This window comes from Rubritalea tangerina (genome assembly GCF_042683245.1).
Lineage (GTDB): Bacteria > Verrucomicrobiota > Verrucomicrobiia > Verrucomicrobiales > Akkermansiaceae > Rubritalea > Rubritalea tangerina.
This window is the reverse complement of the sequence record NZ_JBHUJB010000028.1, coordinates 138,380-156,687: the sequence shown is the minus strand read 5'-3', so window position 1 is coordinate 156,687 and position 18,308 is coordinate 138,380. Positions and strand designations below refer to the sequence as shown.

Annotated in this window: 15 protein-coding genes; 2 read left to right on the top strand and 13 right to left on the bottom strand. The window is 51.9% G+C overall.

Features of this window, described 5'->3' with window-relative positions; all coding sequences use genetic code 11:
* Nucleotides 1–96: 96 nt before the first annotated feature.
* The 3 genes from efp to ACFSW8_RS06800 all read right to left on the bottom strand — a co-directional run bounded on the left by efp (nucleotide 97) and on the right by ACFSW8_RS06800 (nucleotide 2,918).
* A complete protein-coding gene (gene efp, locus ACFSW8_RS06810; protein ID WP_377086761.1) occupies nucleotides 97–660 on the bottom strand; it encodes an elongation factor P in 564 nt (187 codons plus the stop codon).
* An 87-nt stretch (nucleotides 661–747) separates the two neighbouring features.
* The gene (locus tag ACFSW8_RS06805; protein WP_377086760.1) at nucleotides 748–1,728 is read right to left on the bottom strand and encodes a KpsF/GutQ family sugar-phosphate isomerase; all 981 of its coding nucleotides are present in this window, start codon (nucleotides 1,726–1,728) and stop codon (nucleotides 748–750) included.
* Nucleotides 1,725–2,918: a formylglycine-generating enzyme family protein gene (locus ACFSW8_RS06800; RefSeq protein WP_377086757.1), complete on the bottom strand. Its 1,194-nt coding sequence runs from the start codon at nucleotides 2,916–2,918 to the stop codon at nucleotides 1,725–1,727. The genes ACFSW8_RS06805 and ACFSW8_RS06800 overlap by 4 nt, the downstream gene beginning before the upstream one ends.
* A 52-nt stretch (nucleotides 2,919–2,970) precedes the next feature.
* On the opposite strand from ACFSW8_RS06800, the gene hisA reads away from it, so the two are divergent.
* Together hisA and ACFSW8_RS06790 are read left to right on the top strand one after the other, a co-directional pair.
* Nucleotides 2,971–3,738, top strand: coding sequence for a phosphoribosylformimino-5-aminoimidazole carboxamide ribotide isomerase (gene hisA, locus ACFSW8_RS06795; RefSeq protein WP_377091377.1), 768 nt, complete (start codon nucleotides 2,971–2,973; stop codon nucleotides 3,736–3,738).
* 53 nt (nucleotides 3,739–3,791) lie between these two features.
* Nucleotides 3,792–4,604 carry a M90 family metallopeptidase gene (locus ACFSW8_RS06790; RefSeq protein ID WP_377177794.1) on the top strand — a complete coding sequence of 271 codons (813 nt, stop codon included), beginning with the start codon at nucleotides 3,792–3,794 and terminating at the stop codon, nucleotides 4,602–4,604.
* A gap of 4 nt (nucleotides 4,605–4,608) precedes the next feature.
* Here ACFSW8_RS06790 and ACFSW8_RS06785 read toward each other — a convergent pair whose 3' ends face one another.
* The 10 genes from ACFSW8_RS06785 to ACFSW8_RS06740 all read right to left on the bottom strand — a co-directional run bounded on the left by ACFSW8_RS06785 (nucleotide 4,609) and on the right by ACFSW8_RS06740 (nucleotide 18,148).
* Complete coding sequence (locus tag ACFSW8_RS06785; protein ID WP_377086755.1) at nucleotides 4,609–5,229, bottom strand: PEP-CTERM sorting domain-containing protein; 621 nt, start codon at nucleotides 5,227–5,229, stop codon at nucleotides 4,609–4,611.
* Between the two features lie 367 nt (nucleotides 5,230–5,596).
* Nucleotides 5,597–6,331 (bottom strand): PEP-CTERM sorting domain-containing protein, encoded by a 735-nt coding sequence (locus ACFSW8_RS06780; protein WP_377086752.1) that lies wholly within the window; start codon nucleotides 6,329–6,331, stop codon nucleotides 5,597–5,599.
* Between the two features lie 120 nt (nucleotides 6,332–6,451).
* Nucleotides 6,452–7,948 (bottom strand): LamG-like jellyroll fold domain-containing protein, encoded by a 1,497-nt coding sequence (locus ACFSW8_RS06775; protein ID WP_377086751.1) that lies wholly within the window; start codon nucleotides 7,946–7,948, stop codon nucleotides 6,452–6,454.
* The gene (locus ACFSW8_RS06770) at nucleotides 7,945–8,481 is read right to left on the bottom strand and encodes a sigma-70 family RNA polymerase sigma factor (RefSeq protein ID WP_377086750.1); all 537 of its coding nucleotides are present in this window, start codon (nucleotides 8,479–8,481) and stop codon (nucleotides 7,945–7,947) included. The genes ACFSW8_RS06775 and ACFSW8_RS06770 overlap by 4 nt, the downstream gene beginning before the upstream one ends.
* Before the next feature lie 121 nt (nucleotides 8,482–8,602).
* Nucleotides 8,603–11,557: a sulfatase-like hydrolase/transferase gene (locus ACFSW8_RS06765; RefSeq protein WP_377086749.1), complete on the bottom strand. Its 2,955-nt coding sequence runs from the start codon at nucleotides 11,555–11,557 to the stop codon at nucleotides 8,603–8,605.
* Between the two features lie 108 nt (nucleotides 11,558–11,665).
* A complete protein-coding gene (locus tag ACFSW8_RS06760) occupies nucleotides 11,666–12,388 on the bottom strand; it encodes a PEP-CTERM sorting domain-containing protein (RefSeq protein WP_377086748.1) in 723 nt (240 codons plus the stop codon).
* 206 nt (nucleotides 12,389–12,594) lie between these two features.
* Nucleotides 12,595–14,799, bottom strand: a complete 2,205-nt coding sequence (locus ACFSW8_RS06755) for an alpha-galactosidase (RefSeq protein ID WP_377086746.1) — start codon at nucleotides 14,797–14,799, stop codon at nucleotides 12,595–12,597.
* 467 nt (nucleotides 14,800–15,266) lie between these two features.
* Entirely contained in the window at nucleotides 15,267–16,067 is an 801-nt protein-coding gene (locus ACFSW8_RS06750; protein WP_377086745.1) for a hypothetical protein, read from the bottom strand.
* Nucleotides 16,068–16,076: 9 nt separating this feature from the next.
* Nucleotides 16,077–17,573, bottom strand: coding sequence for a LamG-like jellyroll fold domain-containing protein (locus tag ACFSW8_RS06745; RefSeq protein WP_377086743.1), 1,497 nt, complete (start codon nucleotides 17,571–17,573; stop codon nucleotides 16,077–16,079).
* Nucleotides 17,570–18,148 carry a sigma-70 family RNA polymerase sigma factor gene (locus tag ACFSW8_RS06740; RefSeq protein WP_377086741.1) on the bottom strand — a complete coding sequence of 193 codons (579 nt, stop codon included), beginning with the start codon at nucleotides 18,146–18,148 and terminating at the stop codon, nucleotides 17,570–17,572. Before ACFSW8_RS06740 ends, ACFSW8_RS06745 begins: the two co-directional genes overlap by 4 nt.
* Nucleotides 18,149–18,308: the final 160 nt, after the last annotated feature.

The window sequence follows — 18,308 nt, the reverse complement described above, 5'->3', positions numbered from 1 at the left end:
ACAAAAAAAAAGCAGAATGCTGTGAGGCACTCTGCTGGTGTGGTGTGGACAAATTCCTAGGTCCACACGGCTTGGAGAAAGAAAAGCTTGTGGGGGTTATGCGCGTCCGAGGTAGGAGCCGTCCTCAGTATTAATTTTGAGGACGTCGCCTTCTTTGATGAAGAGTGGGACTTGAACGATTTTACCAGTTTCGAGAGTGGCTGGTTTGGTTGGGTTGTTAGCGGTATCACCTTTGATTCCTTCTGAGGACTCGGTAACGAGGAGTTCTACAGTGGCTGGGAGGGTGACGGTGACGGCATTGCCTTCGATGAAGAGGACTTCGACTTCGAGGCCTTCTTTGAGGTAATCGACGGAGTCTTCGACGAGAGCTTTATCGAGGGTAATTGTCTCGTAGGTGGTGAGGTCCATGAAGTTGTAGCCAGCTGGGTCCGCGTAGGAGAACTCGAGCTTTTGGCGATCGGTTTCGACGATTTCGACTTTATCGGAGGAGGCGAAGCGGATGGACTTAGTTTTTCCAGATTGGAAGGAACGGATAGTGGCAGCGACGAGCGCGTTGCCTTTACCGGGGGTGCGGTGTTCGAGTCCGAGAACGAGTCCAGTTTCACCTTGATACTTGATGCACTGGCCTTTTTTGAGGTTGGTTGCTACTACAGCTGCCATGGTTTTAAAGGTTGTGAAGTTTGATACTTAAAGGGGCGTGTTGGCCACTTATGATGTGGGGTTGGTAGGAAATTGGTTCGCTCTTGGCTAGACAATTTTTAGTCGTGCAAGATCTTGTGAGTCGACGAGTCCTGCGAGTTTACGGTGTGAGTCAACAACGATGAGGTCATCGATACGTTGTTGTTGGAAGACTTTGACCGCTTCGGCGGCGAGGGCGTCTTGGTGAATAGTGATGGGTGATGGGTGCATGAAGTCGCGGATTGGTTGGGCACCGATGTGATTATTTTTTTGGAAGGCGCGGGCAAAGTCGCCATGGGTGAAGACGCCAGCGATTTCATTTTGTGTGTTGAGGATGACGGCTGATCCGGTTCTGGCGTTGCTCATGGCTGCGACAGTGTCGGTGATCGTGGCTGACTCGGCGACGGTGGCGACTTCGTCTCCGGTGCGCATGATGTCTTTTACTGAGGTGAGCAGGGCTCTGCCTAGAGAGCCGCCGGGGTGGAATTTTGCGAAATCTTTTTCGGTAAACCCGCGTGCTTCTAACAATGTCATTGCGAGAGCGTCGCCCATGACGAGCGCCGCGGTGGAGGATGAGGTTGGCGCGAGATTGAGTGGGCAAGCTTCTCTGCTGACGGGAGTGAGCAGGGCTACATCTGAATGGCTGGCGAGGGTAGATTCCTTGCTTTTTGTGATAGAGATGAGGCTGACATCGAATCGCTTGATATGGGGGAGGAGGTCGAGCAACTCAGAGGTTTCACCGGAATAGGAGAGAGCAATGACGGCATCTCCGTCTGAGAGCAGGCCGAGATCGCCATGGAGGGCGTTTTGTGAGTTGAGGACGACTGCGGTGGAGCCGGTGGAGTTTAGAGTAGCGGCAATTTTATGGCCGATATTTCCTGACTTACCGATACCGACGACGACAATCTTACCACTACGGTTGAGAGTGGCCGTGAGGAGGTCGATGGCGTGAGCGAAGTCCTGGTCGAGGTTTTCAATAAGGGCATTGAGCGCTTCGATTTCAATTTCGACAACACGTTTACCGCGGGCGATGAGGTCAGCTGGCTTCACTTGGTAGGGGTGGTTTTGGGTGCATCTTTGACACAGCGGAAACCTGTGTGGTGGGTGGGAGTGAGTGGCTCGTGGTAGTGGCGTGCTGCAGGTCGGAAGCGCAGGCAGTATGAGAAGTGGCAGAGGAATGAGCCGCCGCGCGCGACGCGGAGGTGGCTGAGTGGGTGCATACCGGGTTGCGGTGGCGGGCATGTGCCGGTGCGCAGGAGTTGGGTCGACTCAGCTTCTGTAATTGGTTGGATGGGGCCAGTGGGGTTTTTCACTGGGTTGAGAATGTAGTCTTCGTAGTAACGTGGGTTATAATAGTCACTGCAGATTTCCCAGACATTGCCGGCCATATCGTAGAGGCCGTAGTCGTTAGGTGGATAGGATTTTACTGGGGCTGAAAGGTGGAAGCCATCTTCAGCGACTGAGGAATTGGGGAAATCCCCTTGGAAGCAATTCGCCATCCATTTACCTTCGTGTTTGACGTTAGGCCCCCAGATGAACATGCGTTTTTCGTGGCCTCCACGTGAGGCGCGCTCCCATTCGGCTTCGGTTGGGAGGCGTTTACCAGCCCATTTGGCATAGGCGGCGGCGTCGTCGTAATTGACGCAGACGACGGGGTGATCCATTTTATCTTCGATGGTTGAACCTGGGCCTTCTGGGTGTTTCCAGTTGGCCCCTTTTGTGTAGGCCCACCAGCGCCAAGCGTTATCGGTGCGGCGTGGGTTGAGTGGTTCTGCAGGTTTAGTGTAGACGTTTGCGCCGGGTTCGAGGGCATCTGCGGGCGCGTTTGGGAAGTCTTCCTGTTTGAGGCCGGTTTCAGCCATGGTGACGTAGCCAGTGGCGTCGACAAAGGCTTTGAACTGGCGGTTGGTGACTTCGGTTTCATCCATGAAGAATCCATCGACGGCAACTTGGTGGACGGGGCGTTCCTCGAGGAAATGTTTTTCGGCAATTTGTTTACGTTGGAGTGGGTTGGTAATGCCTTCGAGGAAGACGGAGAGGTTACCGGGGTCTTCTTCGTTACCGCGCCAATAAGTGCCACCGGGAATCCAGACCATGCCTTCTGGGGCTGCGATTGGGCCTTGGGGTAGGGTGGGTTGTGTCGCGCTGGAGTCCTCATTTTTGGTGGAGGAATCTTTATTACATGAGCTGAGGGCGGCCAAACTGAGGCCGGCGAGAAAGGTGATTTTGATGGGATTCATAGCTTGGTGCTTGCGCTTTACTCGGGTCTGGATTCTGCTGCGTGTCAGAGCGATGACCAAATTTAGACCATGTATTGATCTTCACAATGGCCAAGTGAAGCAAATTGTTGGCGGCACCCTATCTGATGATGGCGCCGGCTTGAAGGAAAACTTTGTGGCTGAGGCTTCGGCTGAGGAATTTGCGCAGCGTTACCGTGAGGATGGTTTAGGTGGGGGGCATGTGATTCAGTTGGGGCCAGGGAACCGCGAAGCGGCATTGGGGGCATTGGGGGCGTGGCCGGGAGGTATGCAGTTGGGTGGAGGGGTGACAATAGAGAATGCTGAGAGCTGGCTTGAAGCTGGGGCGAGTCAGGTGATAGTGACTTCATGGTTATTTGATGGAGATGGCGTGTTTCGGATGGATCGTCTTAAGGAGCTGTCAGAGGCGATTGGGCGTGAGCGTTTGGTGGTTGATTTGAGCTGTCGACGTACGGAAAGAGGTTGGACTGTGGCGATGAACCGCTGGCAGACATTGACTGATGTGGAGGTGAATGAGGCGTCATTGGATCGTATGGCTGAGTACTGTGCTGAGTATTTGGTTCACGCGGCTGATGTGGAGGGTCTTTGTGGGGGGGTCGACTTGGAATTAGTAGAGCTGTTAGGAAGCTGGGGGAAGATTCCTATGACCTATGCAGGAGGAGTGGGAGTGATGGATGATGTGTTAGCAGTGGACAGACACAGTGGAGGTAAGCTCGATTTAACTGTTGGTTCAGCATTGGATATTTTTGGTGGGAGTGGTGTTGAGTATGAGGCATTGGTGAATTGGAATCGGCGCGAGTGAGCGTGTGGCTGAGTGCTTGGCAAAGTGGCGGAGTAGGTGTAGTCAGTAGTGATATGGCAAAAGTTTACACGGTATTATTTATAGTGGTAGTGTTAGGGATAGCATTTGCCATCATCCGCAATTTAGAGAAGCGACGTGAGGGTCGGAGGGCGGCATTGCTGAAGCGGAGATTTAGTGCTGAAGAAAGGGAGGAGATCGGACGCGATTTTGATTTATACAAGCGCTTGCCAGATGATGTTCGTGACGAGTTAGATGGCTTGGCGCATGTTTTCATAGAGGAGAAATTTTTTGAGCCCTGTGGTGGTCTTGAGGAGGTGACGGGGCACATGCAGCGGGTGATAGCGTGTCAGGCGTGTTTATTGATAGTGCGGGCACCGCATCACGATTACGAGAAGCTGCGGAGTATATTAGTGTATCCGGAGGCGTATCGGGCTCCTGGCCAGCATGGGGCTGAGGATGTACGTTTGGGGGAGAGTTGGGGGACGGGCTCCGTGGTGTTGTCTTGGGGGAGCGTGGTTGGAGGTGGGAGAAATTCCCACGATGGTCACGATGTCGTCTTGCACGAATTTGCGCACCAGTTAGATCAAGCGGATGGGGCGGGTGATGGAGTACCCGAGTTAGAGAGCCGCGGGGCGTACCGAGAGTGGGCGGCAGTATTTAAGCCGGCATTTGATGTATTTCAGCAACGTGTGGACGCTGGTGAACGGACGGTCATCGATGATTATGGGGCGGAGAACCCGGCAGAGTTTTTTGCTGTAGTGACTGAGACCTTTTATGAGAAGCCGAAGCAATTGCGCAAGCGCTATCCTGCGCTCTATGCTCAGTTAGTAAAGTATTACGGGGTGGATCCGGAGAGCTGGCACTAGGTGCCTATTTCTTGCGGTGCATGAGGAGTGCGAGTGCGCCGAGTCCGAGGAGAGCGGTGGAAGATGGTTCGGGTATCGTGGTGGTAAATTCGACTTGGAAGCCTTCGAGGCGGGTGTTTCCATTGCTACCATCGTCTAGGGCTTCGATACTGAGGACGGTATTTTTGGTAATAGCCTCAGTATTGTTAGATCCACTGTTGAGGGTGTCGACACCATTGACGAGCCAGGCGTCGCCACCGCCATTGTCGAATTTATCGACAGTAACAAACCCGTAGGAATCGACAGATCCGCGGCCCTGGACGGTGATGTCAGAGATAGTGAAGACGACAGTTTTTGAATCATCGGTTCCTGAGGTGTCTCCACTGAGTCTGACGCGTTGGGACGAGAAGACGGCACCTTGTGAGCCGTCGTTGAGAGTGCCGTCGAGAGTAAGGTCGAAAGTGAAGTTGACTCCGTCTGTAGTGGCGGCAATGTCTTGGATGACAATGGGGAGGCTCGTGTTAGGGGCGCCGATGTAGCTGGAGAAGTCTGCGCCAGTATTGCTGATGAAGGTGTAGGTGATGACGGCAGCTTGGGATTGGCTGAGAGTGAGGAGGAGAGCAAGTAGGGTAATTTTAGGAGCCATGGTCGGGAGTATTGAGTGGTTTTTAGGTGGTGTAGACAAATTGCTTCACCACCCGTTTTTAGATAGGGTGATATGGAGTCAGTTGCCATGCGGCAAAGGGATTTGGGAGGCTGAGGCATCTTTTGTATCTGGCTTCGTTGTCTTCCAATGCGAGGATGTTTATCCACGCCATGAAATCCGCCTTGCCAGATGCAAAATCTACTCTCAGCGGGCGGCAAACCATTTTGTCCACACCGCCAAGAAAGGGGGAGTATGGAAGGTGGCATTTTCTGTGTTCGCTTGGAAGGAGAAAATGGGAGTTGCCAGTGTATGTGGGGGAAGAAAGCCGAGGGGCTAGGCCCTCGGCTTGGGGGAAGGAAAGCGGCGTTTATTTGCGGCGGCGAAGGATGAGGCCGAGTCCAGCGAGACCGAGCAGAGCGGAGCTGGAGGGTTCGGGGACGGCGACAGCAGTTTCAGCAGTGAAGGAAAAGTCCCAGCCCTCTGCGCGCCATGATCCTGCTGCGTCTTGAGCAGCGCCGGTGTTCGCAGCGGTATCGAAGACTGTCACAAGAGAGTTACCCGATACGGTTTGTTTCTTGTTGATTACACCGTCTACGTAAGAGTTAGAAACTCCATTAACGACAGCTGTGTGACCTGAAGCCCATGAGCCCCATGATACGGCAGAGAACCCATCAAATGTGAGGGTGTCTGCAGATCCCCCTCCACTGAGAGTCGCGGAGATGGAGTCGAACGCGATAGTGAGTTGATCACCATTGCTATTCATTGTGGTTGCACCGGCAGCTAGCCAACCTGCGGCAGTTGTTCCCGATGTTTGGATATTGTCGCTAGCAGTGACCAACAGATTGATAGTTACTGAATCATTGGCAGTGCCGTCGCTATCAATGGAGAGGTTACTAACAGTGTAAGTAATGGTGCGTTGAGCTGCAGCAGCGGCATTAGAGGTGTCATCTGCAATCAACTGGTCTACGGACCAAGAGCCAATATCGGTAGAACCTTGGGCTGTTGAGTTAGCTGCTCCTGTAACGAGGACTGTGACAGCGTGTGCAGAACTGACGCTCAATACTACGCCAAGTATGGTGCATGAGGTTATTTTTTTCATCATTTGTATTTTGTTATTTGGATGTGTTAGGGCCAGAATTTGGGGTGTTTACCTTGGTTCTGGGCATAGGTAGGGTAGGGGGGAATGGTGAGCCGCGGCTTGAGGGGGGGAGGCGGTGGGGGATTATTGACGGGCGAGTTGTTCGATTTGGTAGGGGTCGAGGTAGCCGTCGTAGATCGTGATTTGGTCGATTTGTGCTTTTAGGAGGGCGCGATTTTTTTGGATGCGGTGGACGCTAGATCCGATGAGGAGAGGGACAGCACCTTTTTGGTCGATGGTGGTACCTTCGAATTCGCGATCGGCTCTTTGGGTGGTGTGGGATTCTTTGAAGCCGTTGATGTAGAGGTCGATGTGAAGTCGTTGTTGGTCATCGAGGGTTCCATTGGAGGCGATGGCGAGGTGGACCCATTGGTCGGTGGGGACTTGGAATTGGGTATTGGCGTGTCGGTTACCGAGGGAGAGTCTGAGTTGGCGCGGTTTTTTAGGGCCAGAGACATTCATGGTGCACTTACCGAAGTATTGGGAGCGTTTGCCCCAGCCGACGATGGCTGCGTCATTATCGTAGCTGGTTTGAGGGTCGAGTTTGATCCAAGCGGTGATGGTGCGTGGGCGGAGTCCGGAGAGTCCTTTCCAATTGGTTTCGAGGAATTGGTCGATGCCATTGAGTTGGAGAGCTGTGCCTCCCTTGCGTCCGGCGACGAGGGTTGGGTTGCCGTGTGGGCTGGTATGGATGGAGGGGACTTCTGGGTGGGAGCCAGTGACTTGGAAGGGATTTTCTTGATCAAAGTTCCAGCGCAGATGTGGCAGTGAGTTTGGAAGCTGTGTGGGGAAGAATGATGGGTCGACGGGGATGGAGGTAAGAGCGCCATTGCGGGTGACTTGGCGGGCTTCACCCGCTTTCATGGTGTAGCTCAGTTTATTGCTATGGCGGGAGGTGGCATTGACGGCACCGGTGAAGACGTGGATTTCATCGTCGAGATGGGGGCCGGCGAGTACGCCAAATTCGGTACCGAGGTCGACGATATCGAGGTCTTTGGTGAGGACTTGGAAACCCACGGCAGCTGGGGGGACGTTGAACCACCCGCGGCCGGTGGTCATGGCGAGGGTATCCTCATCATGGAGGGTGAGGTCAGCGGGTGCGAAGATGATGGATTGGACTCCGGAGGCGAAGGTGAGTTCGATGGAGCCTTGTTTGAGTTCGAGACGGGACCCAGGTTCGAGTGTGAGTTCTTGGGTAGGCGTTTCCGGGTCGGTATGGGTGAGGGTGAATTGGGTGCCAGGTGAGGTGGTGAAGGCGAGAGGTGTTTGTTGAGTGAGGGGGATGAGTTGAAGGCCGAGGAAGGAGATGAGAAGGACGGCGGCTGCGGCAAGGGCTGCGAGTTTTAGCGATCGGCGTTGTTGTTTTTGGATCACTTGATCCATAGGGACGACATTATTGGGAAGTTGTTGTGAGGCACTGGCGCGCAGTTCGAGGGCGCTGTGCATGTGCACGAGTTCGACGTAACGGCTTTGCGCTTTAGGGTTATGTCGTAGTTCTTGCTCTAGGGCCACGAGGGTGGCTTCCTCGATAGAGCCATCGAGGAGGTCTTGGATGGAATCATCTATTTCTGAGCGCTTCATGGAGTGAGAGGGGAAGTTCTGAGGCGTGCGGTGATGCACTTTCTGAGATTGTTACGGAGTCGGTGAAGGTTGACTCTGAGGGCGCCGGCGGTACGTCCGACTTCTTCGGCGTAGGTATTGAGATCTTTATCCGAGTGGTATCGGCGTTCGATGAGTTCTCTGTCGGGGGCTTTGAGTTTGCCGAGGCAGAGTTCGAGGGCTTTGATGCGTCGCTCGGTTTTAGGGGCCTCTTCGATTGTTTGTTCGGCGAGGATGTCGGCGAGGTCTTCGCTGAGGAAGCGGGCGCCTTGTTTTTCAAGTTTCCTGCGGTAGTTGAGTGACTGGAATCGGGCGATGGTGAAGGCCCAGGCGCGGAAGTTGCTACCGGGTTGGAACTGGTCCATTTTTTCCCAGAGGACGAGGTTGGTTTCCTGCAGGACATCACCGGTGTACGGGGAGCCAGGCATGAGGGAAATGATATAGGCCCGAAGCACGGCTTGGTGCTCGGTGATCAATGAGATGAACTCGCGTTGGTGTTCGGGCTTGGTGGACATAGCTTCCACCTAGACATGTTTGGGGGGAGGGGCGCGTTAGCGTGTTTTTTTATTTTTTTGAAAATAATTGTCTAGGTAGAGAGTGAATGGCCTCTGGGGGGAGAAGTATTACATGGAAGGGTTATTCTAGTTCGACCCTGTAGAAGCATTGGGCTGCATTGGGAGCGGGAAGGGGGAAGCTCGTGGAGGTGGCGGCATCTTCAGCTGAGATACCGGTGGTGATGATGTTACTCCAGTCGATGAGGTCTGGGCTGCTTCGGATAGTAAAGCTTGTGGATGGGAGGGAGGGCCAAGTGAGAGAGAGGGCTCCTTGAGGGGTGAGTGTGGTGGAAGAATGGAAGGCGCTGGAGGGGTCGAGAGGGTCAGTGCCGAGTTTGGATTCAGCTCCATCAGGTGTGCTATCGCCGTCGGTGTTTTGGTTATTTGGGTCGGTTTCACCGTTATCGACTTTTCCATTGCGGTTGGGGTCTTCCTGGTTGTCATCGAGATCATCTGCATCTGAGTCGATTCCAGGGAGGAGGGGGAGGATGATGGGGTGAGGGTCATTGGCTTGGGCTGGGAGTCCGAGGGCTGCGAGAGCTGGGTCTTGGTTGATGAGGAAGGGGTGCTCACCGCCATGGCGGTCAATTTCGGCGATGAGTTCGCGCGCCATTTGCATGAGGCGGGTGGGGTTATAGTTGGGGCTGGAGGCTGAGGCTCGGTTATCGGCCTCGTAGGGGTCATCTGTGAGGTGGAAGAGTTCGTAGCTACCGAGTGCTTGTTCGACTTTGTTACTTTCGACTGAGCTGTTGTAATTATAGATGAGTTTCCATGGCCCTTGATGGAGGATTGTAAAGAAGTCGTGGGCGTGTGGAGTGGGGGAATGAATGAGGAGTTGTTGCGGGCGGTGGGAACCGGGTGTTCCGGCGAGATAGCCCGCGAGGTTATGGCCGTCGATGGTGAGTGGCTGGCCTGCGTCATCGGTGTTAGGGAGTGGGACATTTGCGGCAGCACATAGGGTGGGGAAGATGTCCTGGGCGGCGATGATATCGTGTTGTTTGTTTCCGGCCTGGATGGGGAAGGCGACTTGGTGGGTGTTGGTGGCATTGAGCTGGGCCCAAGAGACGATGAATGGGACGCGAGTGCCACCTTCGTGGCGGTGTCCTTTTTGTCCACGCAGTGGGTTACTCATGCCCAGAGTGGTGGGATTATCCCCGGGGCGAGGGTCTGCTTCTGATCCATTATCCCCGAAGAAGACGATGAGGGTGTCATCGGCGACTCCGAGAGATTCGAGTTTAGCAATGACGTCGGCGGTGGATTGGTCGACGCCCTCGACCATGGTAGCGAGGTCGAGGATATTGCCAGAGAGGCCCGCGTATTTGGGGTTATTTTGGAAGCGGGGGTCGATTTGGTGTGGTTGGTGGGTTGCGTAGTGTGAGAAGTAGGCGAAGAAGGGTTTACCGAGTTTAACGGCGTCCTCGATGCGTTCATTGATTTCTAGAGTGAGGGCTTCGGTAACGTAGAGTGGTTCGTCTTTCCAAGGTTCGTTGGCGTATTTTTGGGGATCGATGTCGGCGTAGGTTTTATTTTGGTATTCGGCGACGAATGCGTCTTCACTGGCTGAGCTGCCGTTGATGTTGAAGGCTGGTGAAGCATTCGAGTAGCAATTGCGGTGTTGGCCTTTTCCTGTGGCTGCGACATTGATTTGGAACCCGTAGAAGTCGTCGGCTGGGTTTGCAGCAGGTTCTTTATAATGGTTAGAGTCGAGGTTTTCGTCACCGATGTGGCCTTTACCGACGATCATTGTGCGGTATCCGGCATCACGGAGGACTTCGGCGATGGTGCGATTGGGGGCGGTGAGTTCGAGATTTGGTCGGGATTTGATATTGAAGCTTTTGCCGCCACCACCGAGGTAGTTGGTTGTTTTATGGCGAGCGGTATTTTGTCCCGTCATGAAGGTGACTCTGGTTGGCGAGCACATTGGGGAGACATAGGCGCGGGTGAAGATGGTACCACTTGCAGCGAGCTTTTCGAGGGTTGGGGTATGGAAGTGGTTGTTTGTTTGTGTAAATGCTGGAAGGCCGACGGTGGTGGGGTCGATCTGAGGGATGGGAGAATGATTTGCATCTAGGTTGAAGTTGACGGAACAATCTTCGGTGCCCCAATCATCGATAAGAAACACGATGATGTTAGGTTTGCTTGGTCGGAGGTGGATGGGGGCATCGTGGGTGGTTTCACCGTCAGAGTTTGTGGCGGTGAGAGTGAAGGTGGTAGCTTCTGTTAGGGTGACCGTTGTGGATCCGACGCCATTTTGAGTGAGCCAGGTGACATCACCAATATCTGGGGAGATGGTGACAGAATCTGCGTTTTCTACCTGCCATGAGAGGGTGATCGTTTGGCCGGGGTTGATGGCGAGGTCATTGCTAGAGAACTTGGTGACATGAGGAGGCTGGTCGTTTGATTCTATATTGATTGAGAAATGGGTTCCGAGTGGGCGCCATGATCCAGAATCACCTGATGCGGTTTGGTATGAGAAGGTGAGGGAGTTTTGGTTTTGGTTACTGAGGGTGAGGGTTTCGTTAACGATATTATTGTAGGTGAATTGTTGGCCATTGATAGTTGCGGTGTCTGAGGCATTATCCCAATTGCCCATAGTGACAGCGGAGAAGCCTTGGAATGAGGCGGATCCGTTATTGGTGCCACCGTCTAGATTGACTTGGATTGACTCGAAGCTGATGGTGAGTGACTGGCCGTTGTTGGAGAGGGCATTGGAGCCTGGGGAGAGCCAACCAGATCCGGAGGTATTTGTTTGGACATTTCCAGAGCCTGTGATGCGGAAAGTAATGATGACGTTGTCGTTATTGCCGCCGTTATTGTTTACATCGATGTTAGAGATCGTAAATTGTTGGATTTGACCTGGTGCTGTAGCGGCGGAGTTGTCGGCGACGGGTGTTGAGCAGGTGAGGGTGCCGAGTGAGGATGTGCCTTGGTTGCCAGCGTTTGTAGTATTGGCTGCAGCGTTGATTTGCAGCTCGAGAGCGTTGGCGGTGTAGAGAGGAAGGATACAGAGGAGGGTGGTGAAGAGTTTATGGTGCATGTTGTTGGGGAATGCAGGGTGGAAAGTGGTGTGGGAGGAAGGAAGAAACGCCCAGCAGAAGCGGAGTTCTACTGGGCGGCAAAGTAAGTGATTTTGGGGGATGAGTGCTTACTTACGGCGGCGTAAGATAAGAGCAAGGCCACCCAGACCGAGGAGGGCTGTGGTGGAAGGCTCAGGGATGGCAGTATAGGTGATAGTGGCTTTGTCTATGTAGGCAGCGTTATTATTCATTCTTTGAATCAGGGCACCTAAATAGAGTTCTTGGCCAATAGAAGAGCTTGCATCATCCACAGTCCACTGGAATTCCCATGTGACGAGTGGCGCTGGAGTTTCCTGTGGTGGGGTAGCATTACTGATTACCGAAAAATTGACTCCATCGCTTGTGTTAAAGGATGAGAGAGCCTTACTGCCGTCAGCGGCGCTGGTGGGAGCAGAAGTAGTGAAGAGGCCGAAAGTGAAGCCTTCATCTGTTGTGTTTTCTGTAGAGGATAAGTCTAAGTACCCGACAAATGTACGATTTGCATCGGAAGTTCTGACATCCATTGTTACAGAGTATGTACCAGCTTGGACAGTGGAGCTTGGTAATTCATGACCAGTGTCTAAGTTTGCAAAACTTTGATACGTGAATCCGGTTCTGAGGGCGGCACCTGTCACATCTCCCCACTGAGGGGCTCGGTCAGCGAAATTACCAGCATTTCCATTATCGTAGACTCCTGTTGATCCGAGGACGTCTGTGCCTCCAGCAGTGTTGACTCCTATGTTGATAGTTGCAGCATTAGCGGAAGTGATGAGTGTGATAGCGCCTAAAACTGCGTAAGGGGTATGTTTCATGTGAATGGTTGGTTTATGGTTTGTGGTATCCTCAGTGCAGATACATTAGTGCATGCGCCTGGGAGTGGGATCATTAACAACAATGTTGAGTTTTTTGAGTGTCTGTGGGGGGGAACAAAAACTGCCCAGTTGAGTGTCACTGGGCAGTGGTGATGGTAACTAGAAGGGAGTGATTAGTCCCTTGTCTGCGATTTTGGGGAGGTGGGTTATTTCTTTTTCAGCTTCTTTGATTTTTTGGGAGGAGGTGAGTAATCATCGAGGGTTCTGGTTTGTAGTTCCTTGAGTTTCGACCAATCCTTTGCATTTAGGTCGAAATTGAGGATTCGGATTTCGGCGGGTTGCATGGTGATGGTAAGGGTATCCCCGTAGTTGTATGCTTTATTCAGATTATTGAGGCTATCGCTGAGGGGGGAGCTGAGTTGGTATGTTTTATTGCTGGGGATGAGGCCGAAGGGTCGGTCGAGCTGGAAGCGATATGTTTGTTCTTTTTGGGATGGGTTGTGGATGCTGACGTATCCGCGGTTTTTGTTCCAAGCGGTGTAGCCGTAGACCTCATTTTTTTTGGGGCTGCCGCCGTGCATTCTGGACCTGTAGAATGTGGGGAACACATCTTCGGCCCAGAGTAGGCCTTCGGCGAGGACGTCCCAGTCATATTCTTTTAGGTTAAAAGTTTTGAGGTAGAGTTCGATGAATCCTGTGCCGCGAGACATGTTCATGTAGAGGTATTTGCGGAAGGAATCTTTGGTTTCATTGTTGCTCTTTTTCTTTGGTTCGTGGTTGAAGAGAGCGCACATGGGGAAGTGTGTATTTTCCTTTTTGTAGATGTCGAAGTATTTGCTATCTCTGTATACGAGTTCACCTGTACGATTTGCGCCGCCGGCGGCATCGCCGGCGTTAATCATCCAGACTGCATCGATGTGCATGAGCCACCATGGGCTTAGCCAAGCGCCATTGGAGATGACAATGTAGACGTCTGGGTTGGCTTGTGACATTTTGTCAAAGATGCTGATGAGGCGTTCTGTCCCGACAGTGAGGTAGTAAATTTTGGCTTCATCATATTTACTGTCGTTGAGTTTTTTGTCGTCAGAGAGCAGGTCACTGGGGATGAGCTGGGGCATTATGGGGACTTTGCGCTTGAGGGCATCTTTTTGGAGGTCGTAATCACGGGTATTAAGGTGGCCGAAGAGGCCATCGAGTTTGAAATAGGTGACACCTTCGACGGTAAGTTCGACCATACGTTTTTCTAGCAAGTCCATGTATGGGCTGTATGCGAGGGACATGTAATTGTTGAGTCCGCCCCATCCTTTTTCTCGCATATGAGGCACGGCACAGCGGCCGCCGAAGTTACAGCCTGGGCTGAGCCACAGGCCTAGTGAAGATTTCGCTTCTTTGACTGTTTGGAAAGAATCTGAAAAGTTGGGAGAGAATTTTTTATTTAGATTCCAGACGGATTTGGACCAATCAGTTTTTGGAATTTGTGGGGTGTAGCGTTCTGGGCGTTTGACTGAGTCCTGCCAGCCATCGTCAATGACATAGGCTTTGAGTGGTGGGGTACCCCGTTCGAGGCAGAGTTCTTGGTTCACTTTTTTAACGCTAGCGAGGAATTGTTCTTCATTGATCGTGTATCCATAGTCGAACCATGAATTATATTGTGTCTGAAGTCTCAGAGGGCGGACACGTATTTTATTGATATAGTCGTAGAAGGCATCTGAAGTGAAACGGGCATCATCGGCCACGCCGAGCACGGCAGAGTATGTGGTGATTTTTTGACCAGCTTCTAGTGTGTGACCGAATTGATAGCCGCAGGAGAATGTTGAGTTAGAGACATAGTTGTCAGCGGCTGGAAATTCAGTCCCTAAGTAGATGGCGCTATCTTTGGTGAAGAGAGGTTGACCTAATCCTGGTCGCCAGCCGCCACGGCTGTTGATTTGTCTGGTTTGGTAGGGTTGGTAGACGTCTTTGAGGGATAGTTGATCAATGTCAATACGTTCGATGCAAAGCTTTTTAGCAGCATCGATGATCAAGTACTTGCGCATGAAGTCGTCATTGTTTCCGATTTCGAAACAGAGGGAGAGGTTTAACTTATGTTCCTCATTTTTGAGGGCGAACTTGTAGCCTTGGCCGTTGTTTATTGGGTATGAGGAGTGGCCGATAACGGTGAAATCCTTCGCTGTAAGAATTTTGTCGGTACCAGAGGTGTGCGTTCCTTCTGATATTCTTAGGCTGAATTCTGGTGCATTCTCTGGAGTGACGAGGATATTTGCCTTTTTATTTTCGATTGAGATTGTTTTTAGAGTGCCGTTTTTGGTTGAGAATGTGCGTTTGATTGCATCATTTTCAAGCGAATGCGTTTGTGCTAACAGCAAACTGATGTTGGCTAAAAAGAAGCTGGATAGTATAATTTTAATCATAATAGGTGTGTGTGTTGGGGGGAAAGAGGGTTGTATTGATACCAGATCGCACTTCATAATAGACAAATGATGCTTATGGTGGGGCAGTGCGCCGGGCGAAGGAAGTGTAGGGTCGGGTTTTTTGTTTATAAATCAGCGCTTCTCTATCAATAGTCTGAGTATGAGCGTGATTTTTCTATCCTGCCTTGATTACATAATACATTCCATCGTTATTTGATTCTTTTGAATCACGAAGGGGGTATTAGTCATCAGCATGAATGCACCGAGGTGCAGCGTGATGATCTAAGAGAGTGTAGAAGATCTTCATGCTATTAGTTGCTGAAATCATAGAGATCTTAGGTTTGAGGCCTTGACCCACAGTAGGGATAGGGTGACCGTCTCTCAGGTACAGGGTGTGATCTTTTTTTGCGAGCGACGACTCATCGCGGTCAGTGTGAACATTTAGAATGTTAGGTTGATGGGCGAGATTATTTTCGATCGCCTATCATGATGCTGAGGTTACCGATGCTGAGTAATGATCCACGCTCAGCGGGTGATTTTTGTGCGGAAGTTGTGGTGGATTTCCGTGAGTGATGCGCAATGGTATGTGTGTGTGGGGGGAGGTTTATTTTGAAGCCAAAGCCTTTGATGCGCCAGATTCCGGAGTCACCGTTGGTCTGATTGAATGCGACGTTTAACTTTGTGGGGTGGGTGCGTAGTTGAAGTGTTTCGTTAGTGGCTTTGGCGGTATATTGTTTGTTGTTGATGGTGGCGCGGTCGAGGTCTTTGTTATGAGGAGCGCCTGCGATGTCCCAACTTCCCATGGTGAGGCTAGAAAAGCCGCCAAATTTGATACGAATGGGGGAGGGATGGCCGTTCATGAAGTAGCGCGTTTTGATGTGGCTGATGTTGAGTGATTGGCCGTCTTTTCTGAAGTTGGAGTCGTCAGCTGAGAGCCATCCGGTGCCGGTGGATTTTGAAGTATAGATGGGGCCGCTGGCAGTTAGTTTAAAATCAACGATGATGTGGTCGTTTGTTTTTCCATCACCGTCGAGGTCCAGTTCGGTGATTTCGAATGTGATGGTTTCCGCAGAGGAGGTAGAGGCTGCGACGGTGTTGTCTGAGGGGGAGATTGCTTTTTTTAAGGTGAGTGTCCCCTGGGAGCTGGTGCCTTGGTTGTTTTGGTTGGTCGTATTGGCGGCGGCTTCGACCGTGAGGGACTGGGCCGCGCCATGACCTATCACACAGCATGTGGTGAGCAGGGTGAGGGTGTGGAGGTTGCGTGGCATGGGACTCGGTTAGGGTTGGGCGAGATCTTTAATTTCCTCTGGACTCATATGGCCATCGTAGATGGAGACTTCATCGAGTTTAGATTTGAGGAATTTGCGCAAAGCGCGTCTTGAATGGATACTGGAGCCAATGGTAACGGGGGCGGCTTTGAGGGTGGTGACGGTGGTACCTTTTTGGGGTGCGAAGGAGCCTTTACGAGAATATTCTTGGTTTATGCCATCGATGTAGAGTTCGAGGTGGAGGGCGCCATTGGTATCGATTGAGCCGTTAGTTGTAGCAGCGAGGTGGACCCAGCGGTCGGTGGGAACGTTTGCTTTGGTGGTTGCCCAAGTATTGCCCATTGAGACGCGGAGTTTACGATCGCTTTCGGGACTCATTTGAGAGACCTGGAGTGTCCATTTACCAGTGGGTGTGCTATGGTCGCCCCAGGCGACGATGGCGCTGTTATCGGAGTGGTCATCGGTGGAGTCCATGTAGACCCATGCAGAGATGGTACGTGGGCGGAGGCCTTGGAATGATTTCCAGTTGGTTTCGAGGGATTGTCCTTTGCCGTTGAGTAGGAGGGCTTGTCCGAACCTGCCACTTGTGAGTGTGGGTTTGCCGGTAGCTTTGGTTTTTATGGTAGCGGCGGCTGGGTGTGAGCCACTGGCTTGGAAGGGTTTTTTCTCATCGAATGTCCAGGTAATGTTTGGGAGTGAGTTCGGGAGGGCAGTGAGGAAAGCATCAGGCTGGGTGGAGATGATATTGAGGTCGCCTCTGGCGCTGGCGCGGCGAGAGTCGAGTTGGTAGAGGGTGCTTTCTGATTGGTTACCGCGAGTTGCTTTAGCGATGACAGATCCTTTGAAGACGTGGATTTCGTCATGATTTTTGGGGTCAGCGAGCACTCCGAATTGGGTACCGAGGTCGGTGATTTCGAGTTCGCTGGTAATCACTTTAAAGCCGATGGCTTGTTTAGGGACATTGAACCAGGCTCTACCTTCTGGCATTTTGAGCGTATTTTCTGAGACGAGGGTGATTTCAGCGGGTGCGACGAGGATGGATGTGACGCCAGTGGCGAATGTGAGTTCGAGTGAGCCTTGTGAGAGGGTGAGTGTGGAGCCTGGTGAGAGTGTTTTGTCGCTGCGCTGTTTCTGATTTGTATTGGAGATAGTGAATCGGCTCTGAGGGGAGGTTGAAAATGCGAGGTCTGAGCTTTTTGATTGGAACCAGAAGAGTTGGAGACTGAGGAGACTTATAAGGACAATGGCAGCCGCAGCTAGGGCCGCGACTTTGAGTTGGCGGCGTTTTTGGCGGCGGACGATGCGCTCCATGGGAACGACGGTTCCGTACTGGGCGCTTTCAGCTTCTTTTGAGCCTAGGAAGCTATGGATTTCTGACATATCGATGTAGGCATCGATGGCTTCGGGGTGTGCGCGGAAGATTTGCTCAAGTTGATGAAGTTCGTCAGTTTCGATTGAACCGTCGAGGAGTTTTTGGATGAGGATTGTTTGGTCTGGGAGGTTCATGCTTTTCCTCCTTCCTGAGCGATGCGGATTTCCACGCAGTCTTTGAGTTTATTGCGGATACGGAAGAGGCTAACGCGCAATGAGTTTGCGGATCGGCCGATGATTGTGGAGTATTTTTCTAGATTACTGCCGTGTGAGTAACAGGCTTCGATAATATCTTGTTCACTGGTTTTGAGGCCTTTGACGCATTTTTCTAGGGCTGCTTGTCGTAGCTGCGTGGCTTCAGGTTGGCGGTTGTACCAACGCTCGGAGATGGCGTGGATGATATCTTCATTCAGCATAGGAGAGAGGTAACGCTTATTGGAGCGGTATTGGGCTTTGACCATGAATCTGGCGATGGTAAAGGACCAATTTTTGAAGCTGGTGCCAGGGGTGTAGTCCGCCATTTTCTCCCAGAGAATGACATTGGTGTCTTGGAGGACGTCTTGGACGTCCGGTGAGCCGGGCATGAGGGCGACGATGAAGGCTCTGAGTGAGGCCTGGTGGCCAGTCAGCAGTTTGACGAATTCATGGGTGTCTGTGGGAGTGGGGTTCATCACATTGGATAATGAGCCGAAGTTGGGGATCATTAACATGTTTTTTTCTGTAATTTGTATATGAGAGGAAAGATGGGCATTTTTTTTGAAAATAGGTGTAACTATTGTGTGGGGTGTCACATACTCTAATGCCACTCTGTTTATTTGCGTCAGCATGGAATGGTGGCTGTCCTTCACTCTAAATAACCCTACTGCACAC